The sequence below is a fragment of the Pontibacter korlensis genome (assembly GCF_000973725.1).
GTDB lineage: Bacteria > Bacteroidota > Bacteroidia > Cytophagales > Hymenobacteraceae > Pontibacter > Pontibacter korlensis.
The window spans coordinates 4,499,349-4,518,656 of the sequence record NZ_CP009621.1; the positions used below are offsets into that span (position 1 = coordinate 4,499,349).

Annotated in this window: 17 protein-coding genes and 2 pseudogenes; 2 read left to right on the forward strand and 17 right to left on the reverse strand. The window is 47.9% G+C overall.

Translation table 11 applies throughout. The annotated features are described in order from the left end of the window. Nucleotides 1-8 precede the first annotated feature (8 nt). Together PKOR_RS19355 and PKOR_RS19360 are read right to left on the reverse strand one after the other, a co-directional pair. Nucleotides 9-728, reverse strand: a complete 720-nt coding sequence (locus tag PKOR_RS19355) for a pirin family protein (protein WP_046312866.1) — start codon at nucleotides 726-728, stop codon at nucleotides 9-11. Between the two features lie 180 nt (nucleotides 729-908). After that, nucleotides 909-1,694, reverse strand: a complete 786-nt coding sequence (locus PKOR_RS19360) for an XRE family transcriptional regulator (protein ID WP_046312868.1) — start codon at nucleotides 1,692-1,694, stop codon at nucleotides 909-911. Nucleotides 1,695-2,254: 560 nt separating this feature from the next. Between PKOR_RS19360 and PKOR_RS19365 the strand changes: the two genes are divergently transcribed. Next, entirely contained in the window at nucleotides 2,255-3,706 is a 1,452-nt protein-coding gene (locus PKOR_RS19365) for a S8 family serine peptidase (RefSeq protein WP_235336810.1), read from the forward strand. A 234-nt stretch (nucleotides 3,707-3,940) separates the two neighbouring features. On the opposite strand, the pseudogene PKOR_RS19370 reads toward PKOR_RS19365, so the two are convergent. Together PKOR_RS19370 and recQ are read right to left on the reverse strand one after the other, a co-directional pair. Beyond that, nucleotides 3,941-5,464 (reverse strand): annotated as a pseudogene (locus PKOR_RS19370) (IS1182 family transposase); the annotation flags it as partial. 88 nt (nucleotides 5,465-5,552) lie between these two features. Further along, nucleotides 5,553-7,700, reverse strand: a complete 2,148-nt coding sequence (recQ, locus tag PKOR_RS19375) for a DNA helicase RecQ (RefSeq protein ID WP_046312870.1) — start codon at nucleotides 7,698-7,700, stop codon at nucleotides 5,553-5,555. 156 nt (nucleotides 7,701-7,856) lie between these two features. On the opposite strand from recQ, the gene PKOR_RS19380 reads away from it, so the two are divergent. Beyond that, nucleotides 7,857-8,192 carry a four-helix bundle copper-binding protein gene (locus tag PKOR_RS19380; RefSeq protein ID WP_046314671.1) on the forward strand — a complete coding sequence of 112 codons (336 nt, stop codon included), beginning with the start codon at nucleotides 7,857-7,859 and terminating at the stop codon, nucleotides 8,190-8,192. Between the two features lie 206 nt (nucleotides 8,193-8,398). Here PKOR_RS19380 and PKOR_RS19385 read toward each other — a convergent pair whose 3' ends face one another. The 13 genes and pseudogenes from PKOR_RS19385 to PKOR_RS19435 all read right to left on the reverse strand — a co-directional run bounded on the left by PKOR_RS19385 (nucleotide 8,399) and on the right by PKOR_RS19435 (nucleotide 19,295). Then, nucleotides 8,399-9,610, reverse strand: coding sequence for an IS110 family RNA-guided transposase (locus PKOR_RS19385; RefSeq protein WP_052738631.1), 1,212 nt, complete (start codon nucleotides 9,608-9,610; stop codon nucleotides 8,399-8,401). A gap of 328 nt (nucleotides 9,611-9,938) precedes the next feature. Further along, nucleotides 9,939-10,682 (reverse strand): RNA-guided endonuclease TnpB family protein, encoded by a 744-nt coding sequence (locus PKOR_RS23690; protein WP_084694851.1) that lies wholly within the window; start codon nucleotides 10,680-10,682, stop codon nucleotides 9,939-9,941. A gap of 12 nt (nucleotides 10,683-10,694) precedes the next feature. Next, nucleotides 10,695-10,940, reverse strand: coding sequence for a helix-turn-helix domain-containing protein (locus PKOR_RS23695; RefSeq protein WP_052738967.1), 246 nt, complete (start codon nucleotides 10,938-10,940; stop codon nucleotides 10,695-10,697). Beyond that, nucleotides 10,937-11,270 (reverse strand): annotated as a pseudogene (gene tnpA, locus PKOR_RS19395) (IS200/IS605 family transposase). The gene PKOR_RS23695 and the pseudogene tnpA overlap by 4 nt, the downstream one beginning before the upstream one ends. Next, nucleotides 11,267-11,398, reverse strand: coding sequence for a hypothetical protein (locus PKOR_RS25870; protein ID WP_262501811.1), 132 nt, complete (start codon nucleotides 11,396-11,398; stop codon nucleotides 11,267-11,269). Before PKOR_RS25870 ends, tnpA begins: the two are co-directional and overlap by 4 nt. Nucleotides 11,399-11,486: 88 nt before the next feature. Beyond that, nucleotides 11,487-11,819, reverse strand: coding sequence for a phage holin family protein (locus PKOR_RS19400; RefSeq protein WP_046312872.1), 333 nt, complete (start codon nucleotides 11,817-11,819; stop codon nucleotides 11,487-11,489). A gap of 152 nt (nucleotides 11,820-11,971) precedes the next feature. After that, the gene (locus tag PKOR_RS19405) at nucleotides 11,972-13,042 is read right to left on the reverse strand and encodes an agmatinase family protein (RefSeq protein WP_046312876.1); all 1,071 of its coding nucleotides are present in this window, start codon (nucleotides 13,040-13,042) and stop codon (nucleotides 11,972-11,974) included. Further along, on the reverse strand, nucleotides 13,035-14,366 hold the full coding sequence (speE, locus tag PKOR_RS19410; protein WP_046312878.1) for a polyamine aminopropyltransferase: 1,332 nt from the start codon (nucleotides 14,364-14,366) through the stop codon (nucleotides 13,035-13,037). Before speE ends, PKOR_RS19405 begins: the two co-directional genes overlap by 8 nt. A 170-nt stretch (nucleotides 14,367-14,536) precedes the next feature. Further along, complete coding sequence (locus PKOR_RS19415) at nucleotides 14,537-15,343, reverse strand: putative phage abortive infection protein (RefSeq protein ID WP_046312880.1); 807 nt, start codon at nucleotides 15,341-15,343, stop codon at nucleotides 14,537-14,539. A gap of 93 nt (nucleotides 15,344-15,436) precedes the next feature. Next, nucleotides 15,437-16,117, reverse strand: a complete 681-nt coding sequence (locus tag PKOR_RS19420) for a chemotaxis protein CheC (RefSeq protein ID WP_235336820.1) — start codon at nucleotides 16,115-16,117, stop codon at nucleotides 15,437-15,439. A 4-nt stretch (nucleotides 16,118-16,121) separates the two neighbouring features. Continuing rightward, nucleotides 16,122-17,762, reverse strand: coding sequence for a chemotaxis protein CheA (locus PKOR_RS19425; protein ID WP_046312882.1), 1,641 nt, complete (start codon nucleotides 17,760-17,762; stop codon nucleotides 16,122-16,124). Then, on the reverse strand, nucleotides 17,737-18,864 hold the full coding sequence (locus tag PKOR_RS19430; RefSeq protein ID WP_046312883.1) for a chemotaxis protein CheB: 1,128 nt from the start codon (nucleotides 18,862-18,864) through the stop codon (nucleotides 17,737-17,739). The genes PKOR_RS19425 and PKOR_RS19430 overlap by 26 nt, the downstream gene beginning before the upstream one ends. A 56-nt stretch (nucleotides 18,865-18,920) precedes the next feature. Beyond that, a complete protein-coding gene (locus tag PKOR_RS19435; protein WP_046312885.1) occupies nucleotides 18,921-19,295 on the reverse strand; it encodes a response regulator in 375 nt (124 codons plus the stop codon). Nucleotides 19,296-19,308 lie beyond the last annotated feature (13 nt).

A 19,308-nucleotide genomic window follows, 5' to 3' on the forward strand; every position in this document is an offset into this window, starting at 1 on the left:
AAGTATTCTTAATAGTTTACTTCTGTAGCCGGCACATCCACTAGTATAAATGTTGCCTCAGTGTTTCCATGTAGGCTTACTATATCCTGATCCTCTAACCTCACCTGGTCATTCAACTCTGCCTCAACATTGTTCACCAGCAGGCCTCCTGTCAGCACATAAACTAAGGTCTTCCTTAATTTGAAGGTTTTGAAGTCAATTTCCTCTCCCTGCCCCACATGACCATAGTATACCGTAGAATTTGAATTCACAAAAGGAACATTCTCCAGGACTTTCTGCCCTGTCACGAGCGGCACCAGTTTATTTCTGGCATCCAGAAAATCCAGGTTCATGTGCTCATAGGAAGGCGCCAAGCCACGCTTGTTTGGCAAAAACCAGAGCTGTAGGATTACGGTATCTTTATCAGAGTTATTTGTCTCAGAATGTGTGAAGCCGGTACCAGAAGTCATCCGCTGAACATCACCAGCATTCAGGGTTACATCATTCCCAATGTTATCTGTGTGAGTCAGCTCCCCATCTAAAACAACCGTTACAACCTCCATCTCAGCATGAGGGTGTGACGGAAAACCATTCCGGCCCTTGATGCGGTCGTGGTTAAACACCCGGAGCGGACCAAACTGCACGTTGGCGGGGTCATAGTAATCGGCAAATGAAAATAGGTAGTTAGACTGCAACCAGTCTCCTACTTTAGCCGCATGGTGGTCTGAGGCAGGTATCAGTTTTATCATAGTTCTATTTTGCTAGAGTGCATAGTAAGGTCATAAACACAACAACGCTATATTCTGCTATGACTTTACGGATAGATTCAAATACTTGTTAACAAATGCAGCTGTAGCATAACTATGGGCACAAAAATGCCTGATGCTGGATCACGCACAGCATCAGGCATTTTCCAGAGCAAGTATGAACTACTCTGCTTTCTTAAGCTTTTGCACTTCCTTCTGCAGGTCAAGCACTATACTTGACAGTTTATCAAGAGACAGATCTGCTATAGGGAAAGTGGAGCTTATGTATGATTTTGCTTCCCAGATTTCCAGCACATCCTCAACGTGTACCTCATATGGAGAATACACTGGGTTGTCAGAATGCAGGCGAAGCGTAGAAGCATCCTTAATCTTATTGAAGATACGCTTGAATACAACTCCTTCTTTCTGGCTAACAATGATGCAAGGCGTTCCGTCTTTTATCTGGCTCCAATCCTCGATAAAGCGGCCGACAATTACAGTACCAGAAGCTATAGGAAGCATTGAATCGCCACTTATTTCAAAAGCTCGGTATGTTCCGCCACTACCAAGCATCGGTAATCGGAAGCGAGGCAGCTCCTCTATAAATTCAGCATCAGCATAACCATTTAAATAGCCTGCACTTGCCTTGTAAGGCACCAGCTCAATATTCTCTTTCTCCTGTTCATTAACAGTAATAGCCAATACCCTCAGGTTACCGCCGCTTGCCTTGCCAGAACCATCTACAGTATTCGCTGCACCTTCTTTTACTATATCACGTGTCACCAAATCATCGAGCGAAATCTGAAACAATTTGGCTACATTAACCAGTGTACTCAGCTTCGGCTCAGCCCTGCCTTCTTCGTACGCTCCCACTAAGGAACGCTTTATATCCAGCTTCTCTGCAAGCTGTGCCTGCGTTAAACCTGCGTGCTTGCGCAAATGCCTGATATTAGATGTTACTAACTGCATAGTAGCTCCTCCTTTTTTATATATGCCGCCATTATATAGCTGCTCGCGGTAAAGCTAACAAAAAATTAGCAACAATACTAACATAGTTAGCAGAATATGCTTTTATGGGATAAATGTGATTAATCTTTATTAGTGATATAATTTAACATTTCTAACAAAATTCATATTAGTTAAAATAATGCAATTTTTTATTAACGCAGCACTGCACCAAAATTTTGAAATATGTTTTTAAAGCATGACTTTTAGCCCTTAAACAACAACAATCAACAAGAGGGAATATTTAATTTGTAACACTACTACATCTCCACATACTTTAAGCTAATTCAGAATTGTCCTATGCTCATAGGTACTATTCTATGAAATGAACAGAATTTAGTGTCTGAACAGCATTCTTATGCCTGTTTTAGAACGAATCAAAGCCTCAAATCAAAAAAATCAGCAAAAGAAGATAGCAGTAGTGAACTTTTCAAATAAACCACGGGTTACGAAATTCAAAAAATTAGGTTTCATAATTAACTAACAAAAATCCCCCTATTACTTAATCTTTACCTGCTATGATCATGAAGCGTACCCTCAAGCATTCGGTGGCACTTGCTACTTTCGCTGCTGCAATCGCCCTTACTGGCTGTCAAAAAGAAGAATTGATGGAAACACAATTTGCTGAACCGCAAGCTTCTTTCTCTTCTCTGAACGGACAGGCTATTGAAGGCCAGTACATCGTTGTATTTAAAAACAGCGGTGCCAGTGTTAAAGGCAACAACAGCTTTTCTGCCACTAAAGTAGAGGCAGCTCGCATCCGTGAGCGAGCATTAGGTGCATCAAAAATTAGCGCCTCTGATGTTTCACAGGTATATGAGGGGGTAGTTAATGGCTTTGCAGCAAGACTAACGCCTGATCAGCTAAGTGCGCTTCGTAATAACCCAGATGTGGCTTATGTAGAGCAAGACCGTATTATTACCTTGGCTCCAAAATGGACTGACACTGAGACTACTTCAACTAAAGGAAACAAAGGCGGAGGCGGTGGTTCCACTGAAACTTCAGGAGGAACAACAACTAAAGGTGGTGGCAAAAAAACAACTGAGCCTGCACCAGAGCCAGAACCTACTGAGCCTGCTCCTACAGAACCAGCGCCTTCTGAGCCAACTCCTACAGAGCCAGCACCAACTGAGCCAGCACCAACTGAGCCGGCACCAACTGAGCCGGCACCAACTGAGCCGGCACCTGCTTATGCAGCTCTTACACCTCTTGCAGGCGAAACAATTCCATGGAATATCGAGCGTGTAGGCTATGGCGACGGTACAGGTAAGACAGTTTGGGTTATTGACTCAGGTATTGACACGGATCACCCAGACTTGAATGTTGACGTAGAGAGAAGCTTCTCCTTTATCTATGGCAACCCTTCTATTGAAGATGGCTTTGGTCATGGTACTTCAGTATCAGGTATTATTGCCGCTAAAAACAACGGTACAGGTATGATTGGTGTAGCTGCTAACGCTACCATAGTTGCCCTTCGTGTATTTGATGATGCTGGTGCAGGTTCTGTATCTAGAGCAATCTCTGCTGTAAACTACGTGATCAGCAATGCAAAACCAGGTGACGTAGTAAATATGAGCCTTGGTAGCGGCATCTCTTCTACGCTGGACAATGCCGTATTAACTGCATCTGAAAAAGGTATCCTGTTCTCTTTGGCAGCTGGTAACAGCGGTGTTGATTGCTCAGGTACATCTCCGGCTCGTGTTAATGCTCCGGGTGTATACACAGTATCTGCCATGGACATCTACGGCAAACTGTGGTCTTCATCTAACTTCGGTGCAGGTGTAGATTTCTCAGCCCCAGGTGTAGGCGTAACTACCACCACTAAAAATGGTAGCTTCGGCACAGGCCACTATGGTACGTCAGTAGCAGCTCCACACGTGGCAGGTGTACTTCTTCTTCGCGGTGAGGTAATGACTCAAGGCTACATCACTGGTGACAAGGACTCAACTCCAGATCCAATCGCTTCTCTGAAATAGTTTTAACTACTTTGGTTGGATTATAAAAGAAGAGGGTGTCCTAAAAGGGCGCCCTCTTTGCGTTTATCCGGTTGCTATTGTTTTTCAGGCGGCCAATTGGAAATCGGCGGCTCTAGGGCTGAAAAAGGCGAAAAGATGATCCAGCAGCCCGCCAGCGGCCCCACCTGGCTGCTCGTGTGGGCGCAAAAGGCCAGCAGCGGCCCTTTCCAGCGCCTCTTCAAAGGCCTTAACGCCTTTTCGGGCAATTTTGCGCAGGTTATGGGCCACAGCGGCCAGGCCAAAGTCCACCTCGGCTTTGGCCAGCGTGCGCAACCTAAAGCGGGTGAAGCGGTTGTTGCTCTTGACCTGCCCAAACACGGCCTCGGGCTCAATGGCCCTTTGCTTGCGGTGGCGCACCCCCTCCTCGCTCAACAGTAGCTCCCGGGCCTTTGCCTTCAGGCGCTGGAGCCGGTGGTTGACCTCGATGACTCTGTTGCCCTTGCCCCTGAAGCACTGCCCTCTTAAGGGGCAACTCTCGCACCGGCGGGCCTGGTAGCGGCTCACCTGCGAGACATAACCCAAGTCAGATGTACGCTCGTACTGGCCCACCTGCTCCAGCCGCTGGCCCATGGGGCAGACGAAGAAGTCCTCCTGCTGGTTATAGTACAGGTTAAGCGGATGGAAGATGTCATTTCGGAACTTGCGCTTCTGCTCTTGATGGAAGTAGTTGTACTTGACATAGGCCTGGATCTGCTTATCCTCGAGCCAGGCGTAGTTCTGCTCCGAGCCGTAGCCGGCGTCGGCCACCACTTCTTTTGACTGCTGCTGGTAATGCTCCTGGAACTGCTGTAGGTGGGCAATCAGGGTGGCCGTGTCGCCCGGCCGCTGGTGCAAAGAGAAGTTGGTGATCAGCTGGTTCTCCGAGCTGATCTGCACGTTGTAGGCCGGCTTCAGCTGCCCGTTCTTCATGTGGTCTTCTTTCATCCGCATGAAGGTGGCGTCCTCGTCTGTTTTGCTATAGCTGTTCCTGTCACCGAGCTTCTCTAACTGCTCCTCGTATTTTTGTAGTCGCGGCAGGTGCTCTTTTTCCAGTTTGGCCACCTGCTTGCGGGCTTTCTTGTCCAGCTCAGCCACGTGCTCGTTGAGCTTTTGAATCTCCTCTTTGAGCCGGTGGGCGTCCACCTTCTCGGGCAGCCGCTCCTGGGGCGCTTTCCTGTCTTCTTTGATGGCCTGGCCGATGTCACAGAGCACGCTGCGGATCTTCCGCTCCAGCTTTTCTTTGTTCTTCTCCACTGAGCCCCGCCACACGAAAGTATAGCGATTGGCGGCTGCCTCTATCTTGGTGCCGTCCACGTACTGGGTCTCGAGGCTCACATACTCCAACCGGTGCATCAGGCGCACCACCTGGGCGAAGAGCTCCTGGACCTGGTTTTTGAGGCGACGGCTTCTAAAGTCATTGATGGTGCGGAAGTCGGGGGTGCTGCCGCCCGAGAGCCACATGAAGTGGATGTTCTCTTCCAGGGCCCGGGCAATGCGGCGGCAGGAATAGATGTTGTTCAGGTAAGCGTAGAAGAGCACTTTCAAGAGCATCCGTGGGTGGTAGCTGCTCGTGCCCCCGCCTTTATAGGTGGCTATGATGCGGTCGATGTTGAGCTCATCGACCACCCGGTCCACGAGCCGCACCGGGTGGCCTTCCGGGATGCGGTCTCCGATGCTTTGGGGGAACAGGACCACCTGGTGGCCCGGCTGCTCCTTGAAAACAACGTTGCGCCTTTTCATGCCTACTAAAATAGCAAAAGGCGAATAAATGAAAAAGGGACTGCCCTTTTTGGACAGCCCCTTCTTTGTTTTAGTGATATTATGCTCCTTACCAGGTATGCTCTTTCTTGAAGATAGAGATGGACAGCCTGATCTTGTAATATTCGTACTGCTCTCCAAGAGCTTCAAACAAGTCTTTTAATTTAGCTTCAGCCCCTAGTTTAGAGATAGCTTTGGATATAGCCTTGTATTCTGTTTTACTAACGTATCTCGACAGGTCTACATCATAGCCCTGCTCATATAGAGTGGCCAGGTGGGAGAAGACGGTTACAGGATTGAGACTACGCTCTTTGGCAACAAGTTCTACACTATACCCTTTCTGTAATAGCTCCAATGTTGCCAGGTGCGTTGCTCCTTTAATCTTGTTCCCCTTATTCTGTTCCCCATTAATGAAATCGATAATTTCGGTAATGAAGGCATCGCCATATCGTTCATACTTCTGTGCGCCTACACCTGATATAGCCAACATAGCAATTTTATTTGTAGGTCGCTCAGCAGCCATTTCCTGCAAAGTGGTATCAGTAAAAATAACATAAGGCGGCACTCCATACTCATCAGCCAAACCTTTACGAAGCGTACGCAGCTTTTCGAAAAGTGCATCCTTAATTAGCTCCCGCTTCGGACGAGCTTTCACAGCTGGCTCTTCCTGCTTCACTTCCTCAAACTTCACAAGCTGCACCTTTCGGCCATCAAACAAAACCTGTCGGCTTTGTTCTGTCAATTTCAAGGAATAGCCTTGGTCATAGGCCATTTCAATCAGGCCCTCGTTCAGCATCTGGTGCAGGTAGCGATTCCAGTCCAAAGTGCTTACCTCACGCCCGGCACCATATGTTTTTATCTTATCAAGACCTGCCTGCAACACTTGTGCATTGCGGGCACCACGCAATACATCGACCAGCAAGCTCATGTTGGCGCGTTCCTGAGTACGGGCTATGGCAGAGAGAGCTTTTTGGGCTATGACAGTACCATCGAACCGGGTAGGCGGATTCCGGCAGATATCACAGTTGCCACAGTCCTTTTCCATAGTCTCTCCAAAGTACTGTAGCAGTATACGACGCCGACAGGCAGCAGCCTCAGCGAACTGCTGCATCCGTTCCAGCTTTACCAGCTGGAGCTCCGTCTGTGCTTCATTCTGGCCTTCCTGTAGCATGCTGCGCATGTTCATCACGTCAGCATAACTATAAAACAGTAAGGCATCAGACTTCGCTCCATCCCTACCGGCACGGCCTATCTCCTGGTAATACCCTTCAATGTTTTTAGGCAGGTTGTAGTGAATTACCCAGCGCACATTCGATTTGTCGATTCCCATTCCAAACGCGATGGTGGCACAAACAATCTGCACATCATCGTTCAGAAAGTCTTCCTGCGCCTTAGCCCGCTGGTTGGCCGACATGCCCGCATGGTAAAAGGTCGCATCAAAGCCGCTTCGCTTCAGTTTATCAGCAAGACTTTCTGTGGCTTTACGGCTAAGGCAATAGATGATCCCTGGCTGGTTCTGCCGGCGCATTAGAAAATCAGTGATTCTGTTGAATCGGTCACGACCCGGCTTCACCATCAGGTTGATGTTAGGTCTATCGAAAGAAGCAACATACACCTGCGGGTTTCGCAGGTAAAGCTGCTCCTGAATATCTTTTTGTGTAAGCCTATCCGCAGTAGCGGTTAGAGCAATAACCGGAATGTCAGAGAACTGCTGCTTGAGTGCTTTCAACTGCGTGTACTCCGGACGGAAATCATGTCCCCAGGAAGAAATACAGTGCGCTTCATCTACGGCAAAAAGAGAGATTTTTACACGGCGAAGAAATGCCATGAAGCCAGAAGAAAGAAGCTTCTCGGGAGATACGTATAATAGTTTCAGTTTTCCTTCCAGGCACTGATTCTCTATTCGATACTGCTGCTCGGCAGTTTGTGAGCTATTGATATATGCCGCAGGTATACCATTCGCCAAAAGCGCCTCTACCTGGTCTTTCATCAGAGCAATCAGCGGGGAAACCACCACACACATGCCCGGTAGTACGATAGCCGGCACTTGGTAGCAAACAGACTTCCCTCCTCCTGTAGGCATCAGCACCACCACATCTTTTCCCTGCAGCACCCCATCAATGATTTGCTCCTGCATGGGGCGAAACTGCTCATACCCGAAGTATAACTTTAAGGCTTCTCTGGCCTCACGAATAGTCACCATACTTTGATTCTCCATCAGCAGGACAAGCCTGCTTCTTCTGCATCTCTTTAGCTTTCAAAGATAACCATAATGCCTTGCAAATACGAACCTGCACTCTGCTTTAAGTTATTAGGGAACCTAGAGCTAGTGCAGTCGTACCTTAAGCAAAAGAATCAAAACAAAATAAAAGCTATGAAATCAGAAATAACGAACAACCTGGAACATGTACTGATTAAGTGTGTAACCGCCTGCGAGACCTGCGCCACCATGTGCCTGCAGGAAGATAATGTTAAAATGATGGTTCGCTGCATTATGCTAGATCGCGATTGTGCTGACATTTGCGCTTTGACGGCTCGCTTTGTTGCCAGAAACTCAGCACATGCCAAGCACGTGATGAAGGAGTGCATAGAAATTTGCCGCTTGTGCGAGGAAGAGTGCCGTAAGCATGAAGCAGAGCACTGCCAGAAATGTGCGGAAGCCTGCAGAGAATGTGCAGAGGCTTGCGAGAACTGGATGCAACAGAAATAAGCAATACAGGTGAGTATAAACTCAAAGCGGCGGATCAGGCAATGTCTGATCCGCCGCTTTGAGTTTATACTCGTGGGATTTGACGTTCCCCCCGCTAAAGCAGGTGGGATTCTTGGGCTACCTCGCTACTGCGACCGTATATCTCCCAAGGTACTGTCTTCAAAGTCAAGGATTTTGGTTGCATTTTTCTTATTTGTTTCTTATCTTCACTCTACCTGAAAGAGAGCTCCCGGGCCGACTGGTACTGGAAGTTCATCTTGCGTAGCCCTGGCCTGAGCTGGGGCTATTTCTTTTTCTGCTGTTTCTGGCTGCGTTTCCTGCGTTATTGCGTCTTTGTCAGCTGCGCTGACACCTGAAAGAGAGGCTCCGGCCTCCTGGATTTGGATGTTATTTTTGGGTTCCGCTGGCTGCTGCCCATAACGTGGATCATAGGCTTCATTCTTGCGCCACAGCGTCCAGAGCAGCACCAGCAGCTTGCGCTGTACGGCCACATAGGCCTGCATCTTGGTCTTGCCCCTTTTCACGAGCCGTTCGTAGAGAGCCACAAACCGGGGCTCCTGGAAGCGCACCGCGCTCAGGGCCGGCATGTGCATGGCCCGCCGGATGTGGGCATTGCCCTTCTTAGAGATACGGGTTCTGCCCGCGCGCAGGCCCGACTGGTGCTCCACCACGTCATAGCCGGCGTAGCTGACCAGCTGCCCCTGCCGCTCGAAGGTGGCAAAGCCGTTGGTCTCAGCCAGCAGCACGGCCACCGTCTTGAGGCCCACGCCTTTGATGGAGAGCATCTTGTCTACCCGCTCGGCCAGCAGCGGGTCCTGGTAGAGCAGCTCCCCAATAGCCTCTTCCAGCTCCTGGAGGCTGTTTTCGAGCACTCGGACCATCTTTTGAAGGTTTCGCTCCACCTGTTTGACCACCAGCGCACCATGGTGCAGGGCATGGAGCTGGTTAAGGCACACGGTGCGCTGATTGGTAAACTCCTCCAGCTGGCGGGTAAGCAGCCGCAGCTGGTAGATGTTGGGCGAGAGGGGCTGCCAGAGCTCCAGCCGCTGTTCCAGGCCCATTTGGGCCAGGCCTCTGGCGTCGATCTTGTCGTTCTTGCTCCTGTGGCCCAGGGCCTGCAGGTAGCGCTTGGCCTTGGTGGGCAATACGACCGAGACCTGGTAGCCCTGCTGGAAGAGAAACCAGGCCAGCTGCTCGTAGTACACGCCGGTGGCTTCCATCAGCAGGCGCAGCTCTACTTGTGCTGCGCGCTTGCTCTCCAGCCAGCGCTGCAGCTGTTTAAACCCAGCTGGGGTGTTGGCAAACTTGCGGGTGGCTTTTACCTTCACCCGCCGGTCCATCTCCAGGGTGGAGAAGGTCACCTCCAGGGAGTCTTTGCTCACATCAACTCCCACATTCTGGCAGAGTAAATTTTTCATAGCGGAAAGGGACTAAAATGGACAAAAGGTTCATCTTCCGGGCCTACGCTCACATCTGATACGAGGTCGTGCCTGCGGATGGGGCAGCCTCTAGGTACTGTGCTGGCTTTCAAGATGAAGAGAAAGGGAAGGGGTTCCTTGGGAGCGACATCTTAAAAGTGTCTAGCTGTCACACTTGTTCCTTCCCTTTCTCTTAGCTTACGGATAAGAGCCTGGTGAAATTGCACTTATCGGTATACTGCCAAAGATATGAGCTGAAACGGTCTGCCCGACCGCCTTTTTTCTTATATTACTAGCTGCGTTCACATCCCTGTCCAGGACATGTCCGTTAGCTCTGGGTCCAATACCTGTCTGATAGTTTCAGGTCGGTGTTACGCCAACCACAAACCCAGCAGTCCTGAGAAGTATGGTTTGGGGCTACCTTCACAAGCTCCCGACCATACCATTTGGACTTGTAGGCTAACTTCTGCACGAACTGATACCATCCAGCGTCCGATATTGATTTGGCTAACTTGTGGTTCTGAACCATATGCTGTATTTGAAGCTGTTCAACAACAATCGCTTGGCTCTCGCGAATGAGTTGCGTGCTGAGTTTATGGTGGAAGTCCTTGCGGGTGTTGCTCACTTTCTGGTGCAGCCTGGCAAGTTTGCCGGCAGCCTTTCGCCTGTTGCTGCCACCTTTCTTCTTCCTCGATACAGCACGTTGCGCTCTCCTTAACTGGTGCTGATAGCGGTATAGGTGTTTAGGATTGTCTACAACAACACCATCAGACGTGACAACGAAGGATTTTATACCGACATCCAAGCCTACCACATTGCTTATCTGTGGTAGTCGCTCAATATCCACCTCACAGCATAGCGTCACATACCACCCATCTGCTTCCTTGACAACGCTGGCTGTCCTGATAACCCCCTGCACATCCTGTGACTTGCGATATTTCACCTTGCCTATCCTGGGCAGTTGTACGGTACTTGTATTTTGATGCAGCTTCACCCCCTGCTTGTAGGTGAACGAGCGATACTGGCGAACCTGGGGAATCCCTTGCCTTGCTTGAAAAAACCATCGTAGGATTTGAACAACCTATCAGTTACTTCCTGCAGTGTCTAAAGAGTGCACGCACCCGATCCATTCCACGTCCCTGGCGATAGCAGAGAGCTCTTGCTGCATCTGGTTCTTGCCGATGGAAAGCTGGTGGTTCGAGTAGAGTTGCCTCTTGTAGTCCAGACACAGGTTATAGACATACCGGCACGAGCCGAGCCACTGCGCAAAAGCCTGTGCCTGCGCCCTGGTGGGTTTGAGTCGGAAGCGGTATGTCTTGATCTGGTTCACTGGTTCTTCTGGTCTTCCATGTACTTTTTAACAGTTGCTTCTGATATGTGCCCCACCGACTCAACGTAGTAGCTTCGTGTCCACAGCGTAGGCAGTTTCGGGGAACTCGCTGCGTAGCTTGAATGAAGTGTAGCCTTTAAGCTGCGCCACGATGAATGGCGGTGCAGCGGCTGGTGATGCTTTGACCAGCAGGTGAACGTGGTCTGGCATCACTTCCATTTTCTCTATCACCAAACCCAACTCACCAGCTTTCTCCATCAGCAGTTCTTTCAGGCGAAGTTCTATAGCACCTGTGAGCACCTTTCGTCTGAACTTCGGACACCATGTCAGATGGTAGCCGAAATGGTAGACTCCAGGTGGATGAAGTTTTCCAGCGTTTCGGTTTGACTTCCTTCATCATATAAATATAAGAAGAAAGTTATAAGAGTGTCAACAGTATACGTATTTTCCTTTTTCACCACATCGAGTGGTTCAAAAAGAAAACCAAATTCATCCCTTGGCTAAAGCCCCTAGTGCGAGGGCTTTCTTTGGCATTTAATCGTAAGATTAAAAAATCATATCCAAAATGGCCGTGATAACAGCAAGCACCAAACTAAACAGAAGCGCCCAAATAAAACCAGCTACATCGAAGCCAGCTATCAGCCAATCGGCCATCAAAATGATAACAGCATTAATGACGAGCAGAAAAAGGCCTAAGGTAAGTATGGTGACTGGTATTGTTAAGAACACAAGTACAGGGCGCACAATGGCGTTGAGCACAGCCAATACCAACGCCAGTATAAGTGCAGTTAAGAAACTATCAATCGATACACCAGGCAGAATATAAGATGCCAGCATAGCAGCTGCGCCAGTTAACAGTAGTTTAATTACAAATCCCATAGTTTTGATTTTGCTTTAAATATAGATATTTAGCTATACTCCTATACGTTACATATTTAATTAAGATGAAAGTATACAACCTAAAAAAGTAATCCCCGCAAACCGAGGCCTACGGGGATTACAAGATGCTCTGTTTATACTATAATTGGGTACTAGAATTGAGCCTCCAGACGCTTTTGTGAAACAGCCATCCAGTTGCATAGCTTCATTAGTACACGAGCGCCAACGTTGCCATTCCACTCGCTGTCTCCCGGAGCTACTTCGCAAAGGTCAAAGCCAATGATTTGGCGACCAGATTTTACTAATTGCTTTATCAGGTAAATAGCCTGCTCAAACTCCAAACCACCTGGCACTGGTGTGCCTGTACCAGGGCACAGCTTCGGATCAAGACCATCAATATCGAAACTGATGTATACTTTCTGCGGTAGCTGTGCAATGATCTTCTTACACTCCTTTTTCCAGCTGTCGCCGGCGTACATATTCTCCTTCAGAACAGCGTCGTAGAAAGTTGTTACGCGACCGTTAGACTGCTCCGCCAGGTCCGCTTCAGACTGCGCCAGGTCACGAATACCCACCTGTACCAGCTTCTTTACCTGTGGCAGCTTCAGAGCATTGAACATGATGGAGGCATGCGAGTATTCAAAGCCTTCGTAGGCATCACGAAGGTCAGCATGTGCATCTATCTGTAGAATCCCGTATTCCTCATGCTTTTCAGCCAGAGCATGCATCAAGCCCAACGGTGTGCTGTGGTCTCCGCCTAGTACGCCCACCAACTTGCCCTGCTCCAGGTAGGCCAGTGACTTTTGTTTTAACCACTGTAGTAGCTCATCACCTTTGGCAGTTACTTCTGCTGGCAAGTCTTCATACTCAGATTCTACTTCCTCCGGACATCCTGCTTCTAGCCATTTGATATATGCATCAGCTTTCTCACGCAGTGCTTCGCTAGTAGCAGCCCATTCATCAGAGATTTCCTCCATCGCAATGCCAAGCTTCCAGGCATCTTTCACACCTGGCTCGTATAAATCCAGCTGTGGGGATGCATCTTTGATAGCCTGCGGTCCTTGTGCAGTACCAGCGCTGTATGAAACGGTCACCTCCCAAGGTATAGGAACAATAACAACCTCAGATTCCTCTATAGTAAAAGGTAAACCAAAGAGGCCACCACTAATATCTCCTACACCATTTGGGTCGAAGTTCTGTATCTTTTGTTCTTTGCTATTCATTTGTGGGCTCTGCTGAGTGTGCTTCAATTGCTTCTTTGGAACCGCTGTTTAGTAGCTCCTTCACAAAGTTTGGTAGGGCAAAAGCAGCAGTGTGAATTTCTTCATTGTAGTACTTTAAGCCTTGCTCCTGAGAGAACTTGGCAGCCGCCTCACGATCAAAGTTCAGAGGGTGCGAATTTCCTTTAGATGAGTAGGAGAAGCTCCAGGTACCTGTAGGATACGTTGGGATAGCTGCCAGGTAGCAGTGTACTTTACCCTCTCCAAAGATCTGCTTATAAGTATCGTAAATCTCTACGAATACGCCACTGTTGAAGCGTGGAGACTCTGATTGAGTGATCATAACTCCATCAGGTGTCAGGCAGCGGTGGACTTGACTATAGAATTCTGCAGTGAATAAGCCTTCGCCTGGTCCAACAGGGTCGGCAGAGTCTACTATTATCAGGTCATAACGGCCGTCTTCGCATTCATTGATATACTTGATACCGTCTTCTACCAGCAGGTTCAGGCGCGGGTTATCAAATGCCACAGCTGTTTCTGGTAAGTGAAGTTTGCAGGCCTCAATTACCAACTCGTCTATCTCAACAAGTGTAACTTCCTCTAGTTGCTCATGGCGAAGCAGTTCACGGACAGTACCGCCATCACCACCACCTATCACTAGCGCACGCTTCGCTTTAGTATGGCTGAACATTGGCACATGCGTAATCATTTCGTGATACACATACTCATCCTTCTGTGTGCACATCACCATACCATCCAACGTCAGCATGTTGCCATACGCCAAAGTCTCGTATATTTCTACACGCTGGTAAGGAGAGTCCTTTTTATACAGCTGGTTACCGGAGTGCTTCAGCGACAGAGCGATATTTTCATCGCGCTCCGTAAACCACACATCACGCGTAATGGTACCAACTTCCTCCTCTGGTTTAGGCGAGACGTCGCGTAGCGAATCCAGATTAAAGTCGTTGCGTTTGAGCAGGCTCAGCTGGCCGCGTCGCAGTTCCATTGAAGAACCGTGTCCTGCCTGGAAAGCTTCTTTCAGGTAGTTATAAGATACCCACGGATCCACGGAATCACCGCAAGTGAATAGGTCTACAGCGGCATAACCATACTCTGGCCATGTGTGTATAGCCAGGTGGCTTTCCTGAATCACCACCACACCAGAAACACCATATGGCGAGAAGTGGTGAAACGTACTGTTGATGACAGTGGCACCGGCCGTTTCGGCAGCTGCAACCATGCTGTTCTCTATGTGAACAACGTCATTCATCAGCTCAGGAGAGCAATCGTAAAATTCAACTAAAATGTGTCTGCCTAAAGCGTTCATCAATGGGTATAGAAGGTTTATAAAATGATAAGATGGCAAAAAAACGAAATCTGCCTCTATTATCAAAAGTAAAACATCAGCACCAACTTATACTTAATTGTCAGCCAATGTGTTAGTAATTTATACCTATTGTTGCTTAAATGATGCCTCAGACGACGTGAGGGCAATTTTTAATCCAGCTCCTGCCGCACGATATACGCCACCTTGTTTTCCTCACTCATATCCTCGAACACACCGAACGCACTGCCAAGTCTGTTAAACTCACTTAACAGGCTAAACTGCGCTACATGGTAAATTAAAAACAGCTCTGATTGAGTAAAATTCGCTTTGGTGATAAAGCTGTAGTATTCACCCTGGTCCTGTGTCTCTGCCTTGTATCGCTGAATCAGCTTAAAAAGTACACTAAGGTTCTTCAGGTACGGGTTGAGAGAGTTCTGATAAAATGTAAAATGATAGGTAAAGTAGTCTTGAAAGATGCTTAGCAGCTCCTGCTCTGTTTTCTCATTTGCTTCAAGGCTTCTAACTTTCTGTACAAAAGAAGTAAGCACCTTCTCCTGAAAGAAAACAAAGAAGTTAGAGCCACGCCAGGCACTCTGATTTATATCATAAGCGACCAGCGAGTCGATAATGTCGTTGTGCTTTTGGATGAAGCTGATGTACAGCGTAGAAAAGTTTTGCTGCTGAAAGATCTTTTGCGTCTTATGCAGTTCGAAGCGCTGCAGCTCAAACTCTCGCTTTTGGTAGGTGAGTGTGGCAAAGAACAGAAATACTCCCGCAAGGGCCCAGAGCGAACCCACAATGCCACCTATAAACTCCCCGTACTGCCCGAACACCCCTTCCCTGTCTGCTGGGTCGAGGTACAGTTCTTTTACTAGATTAAACTTGATAGTTCCCCAGACAAGCACAACCGCACCCAGTATAATCAGGGCATAACCGGTAATCTCATACTTGCTGAGCTTTTGTTTAGATTCTGACATGTAAGAAGTATAGCTCCATCTGTAATAGTGTGACCAACAACCTAATTATACCTTGCCACACCACCTGAATAAGCTACACTACTACAAATTGGCTCAGTCGGTTTCCATCAGGTTGTTCTTGCCTAAATCGAAAGTGCGGATTATGTCAATTATAGTAATGAAGGTTTTGGTGTCGAAGAACAGCAGCAGCGGTAACTCAACACTTCTGGAGTTATGGGTAAAGCGGGTAATTACAGTAAACACAAGCGGCTGGAACAGTGGATGCTGCACCAAAATATCTTTCAAAGAGTCTGCTATATGGCTTTTGGGGGCTTTAGGAGGAGATCCGTAGATGTTGGCTTTAAGAATATTGGCCAGTTGTGTTACCAGTGCACCTGTTATGATATTGCTGATTTCCAACAGCAGCGACTCCTGCATAACCGAAAGTTCCCCTTTCTGCACATCTACCATTGAAAGGCACACTTCAGACAAACGAACAATATGATCATCAGAGAAGAGCATCAGGGTAGCACCATTAAAGTCACCTTTTATATCTGATTGTATGATCACATGGGTATCTTCATACTGGGCAACTAGCTCTAAAAGCTCCTTTACTTCTATTAACTGGATGTCTGGCACCTTTAGCAGCACCTTGTCTTTTGCAATAGCCGCAAAAGAGTCTGCAGCCCTTGCCAGGCCGATGTTCAGAATCTCCTTGATAATATCTCTCTCTAACTCTGATATCTGAGTTTCCATCATCATAGTTGTCGTCTCGTTTGTGTTTCGCTTACCCATCGCCTCACCCCTGCTTTCTTTGAATAAAGTAACGCGTCACTGCCGGCACATCCAACACCAGGCAAACCTTACCCGTGCCAAGCAATGTAACTCCCCCATAAATATCTATTTGGTCCAGCGGCTTACTCAGTGATTTTACCACGATATCCTGCTGCCTATACAATTTATCTACAATAAGCCCGAGCTTCCTGTTGTTGTAGGACACGATGATGATGTTCTGCACCTGTCCGTTAAGCCGGCTTTTGTCTCCAAGGTCCATAGTTGCCTCAGGGGCATTTAAGAGCTCGTTCAAGTATACTACCGTAACGGTCTCTCCTTTTAAGTTGGCGATGAGTACGCCCCCGACCTCATGTAGTTCGTCCTTATCCAGCGACACTACCTGGTCGGTGTGTATAAGTGGAATAGCAAAATAAATACTATCCACTTCAAACAACAGTGCTCCTTTCACGGCAATCGAAGAGGGCAACTGCATTGAAAAGGTTGTTCCTTTGCCTTTTTGAGAATCAACAGAAATGCGGCCGCCAATGGAATCTATAGCATTTTTCACTACATCCAACCCTACACCTCGGCCGGAGTACTCCGTTATTTCCTTAGCCGTTGAAAATCCTGGCTCAAACAAAAGAGACAACACCTCATTGTCAGACATTCCTCTTGCCGCCTCAGCAGAAATAAGCTGCTTTTCAACTGCTGTGCGCTTCACCTGCTTCAGGTCTATGCCTCTACCATCATCTTGTAGCTTCAAAAGCACATTCTCCCGATCGCTCTGAGCCGCCAGTCTTAGCACTCCAACAGCACCTTTCCCTTTTGCCTGCCTCTCATCTGGTTTTTCCAGACCATGCGTAATCGCATTTCGCACCAGGTGCAGCAGAGAGTCTGCCATAATCTGCAGGATATTCCTGTCGATCTGAATATCATGACCGATCAGTTCAAGGTTTACCTCTTTCCCCTCAGCGGTAGCTACATCACGCACAATGCGCGGGAACTTGTTAAAGAGCGATCCTATATTTACTAGGCGCGCATCCATCACACTATACTGCAAATCCTCAGTTATGCGGTACAGGTGTGAACTCACGCTCTTGAGTTCATCGTTATTAAGGTCGCGGCTGATTGACAGAATTCTGTCCCGGTCAATCATCAACTCACCCACCAAGTTCATCATGTGGTCAAGCTTTCTGATCTGAATATAAATCAGCTCTGAAAGCGCCAGATTCTTAGAAGTATTATACTTCTGTACCTTGGCTAGCTCGATGGTGCTGTCAGAAAGATTCTCGACAATAATGTCAAGGTTTCGCAGCAGCACCGGGTCAGGCTCCCCATAGTTTGGGTTGTCCACATTGTGAATCAGCTCTCCAAGCAGGTCAATTCCGTCGAAGAGCACCCCTACCACTTCATCGCTAAAAGTCAGCTCTTTATTCCGGATAAGGCTAAAGGCTGTTTCCAGCTTGTGCGACACATCCGAGATCTGCAGGTATCCGATAGCTTTGGAGTTGGCTTTCAGGTTATGCAGCAAACGGAAAATCTCTGCCAGCGTCTCGTCGCTATCAGGTTCTTTCTCTAGTGTGCTGATATGCCTGTTGAGCGCATCAAAGTACTCCAGGGCCTCGGCTATAAATATTTCTTTATATTCCTGTTCTCTCGATTTCATATTTACTGTCAGTTACCCTGACCTGCTGCTGCCCTGCCACAAACCTGTTCAGGAACTGTGGAATTTCCGGCAATGGAAGCACCTTATTTATGTACCCGCTATCAATGGCTGATTTAGCCATTCCGAATATGGCCGACGTTTCTTCGTTTTGAGCCACCACAATTCCTCCGCGGCTTCGGATGTAAGAGGCACCAGAAGTACCATCTTTACCCATACCTGTCAGGATTACCCCAACTACCTGCTTCACGGCACTCTGTGCCACAGAGCGCATTAACAGGTCAATAGATGGCTGATCATAAAGAACAGGCTCCTCATCTGTAAATGACACCATGAGGTTTTCCCTACTCCCCATGATGGATTCCACCACCATATTGCAGCCTCCTGGAGCTACAATAATTTTACCCGGGCATAACTTTACACCCCTGTGCCCCTCCACCACTTTAAGCGGGGTGAGCGACCGTAACCTCTCGCTGTAGGTTCTTGTAAAGTTCTGCGGCAGGTGCAATGCTACCAGTACTGATGCATTCAGATCTGGTGACAGCTGCTTTACAATGCTTTCTACTGCCTGCGTTCCGCCTGTTGAGGCACCAATCACAATGACTGTATCGGCAGTAGAATTATTTTGCCTTCCAAGCTGCGAGGCCTCTTTCAAAAACACTACCTCTTGCTGCAGCTGCTTGAGCCTTTGCTGTGTGTCATATAGTTCAGTCTGGCGCACTGCCAATACTTTTCGAAGCACCTCCTGCGCTATACTTCTGTAATTGGTATAGTAGCGGCTATTGCCCGGTTTAAGTACTACACCATACACTCCAAGTTCAACTGCCTGCTTCAGCATTTCCAAAGTAAGTTGTTCCTGCTGAAGCAACAGTAATACTGGTACTGGTACTTCACTAAAAATGCGCTTTAGCACCAACAGATCCTCATTATTAGGAAGATCATAATCGAGCACCACCAGTTCCGCTTTGTCAACTTTTAGTTTCTCAAGCAGCTCCCCTCCATCGGCAGCAAGATCCGTTACCTGTACACCATCGGCTGAACCAATAATATCCTGCAACACCAGTCTGGAGTAGCTTGAGCCATCCGCAATCAGCACTCGCAACATATCCCCTTTCTCCTCTACTCCTAAAAATTGAAGTACTTCCCAGCTACTTTTGCCGATTACTTAGTGGCCTCCTCAGATAGCACCTGACTTACCACCTCCAGCACTTTCTCCTCTGAAAACGGCTTAACAATATATGACTTAGCACCATTCTCCATGGCCTCATTCACAATCACTTCCTGGCCTACAGCGCTCACAATAATGATTTTCTGGTCTGGCTGCTCTGCTCTGATGCCTTTCAAAATCTCAAGTCCTGTATTATCAGGCAGAATAACATCAAGAGTGATCAGGTCAGGCTTTGTTTCTCTTGCCAGCTCCAGTGCTGTTTGTCCATTTGGCGCTTCGCCTACTATTTCATAGCCCGCATCAGTGAGCATGTTTTTCAGCATTGTGCGCATGTAGAAGGAGTCATCTACTATCAATATTCTTTTCATACTTGGGTTAAGT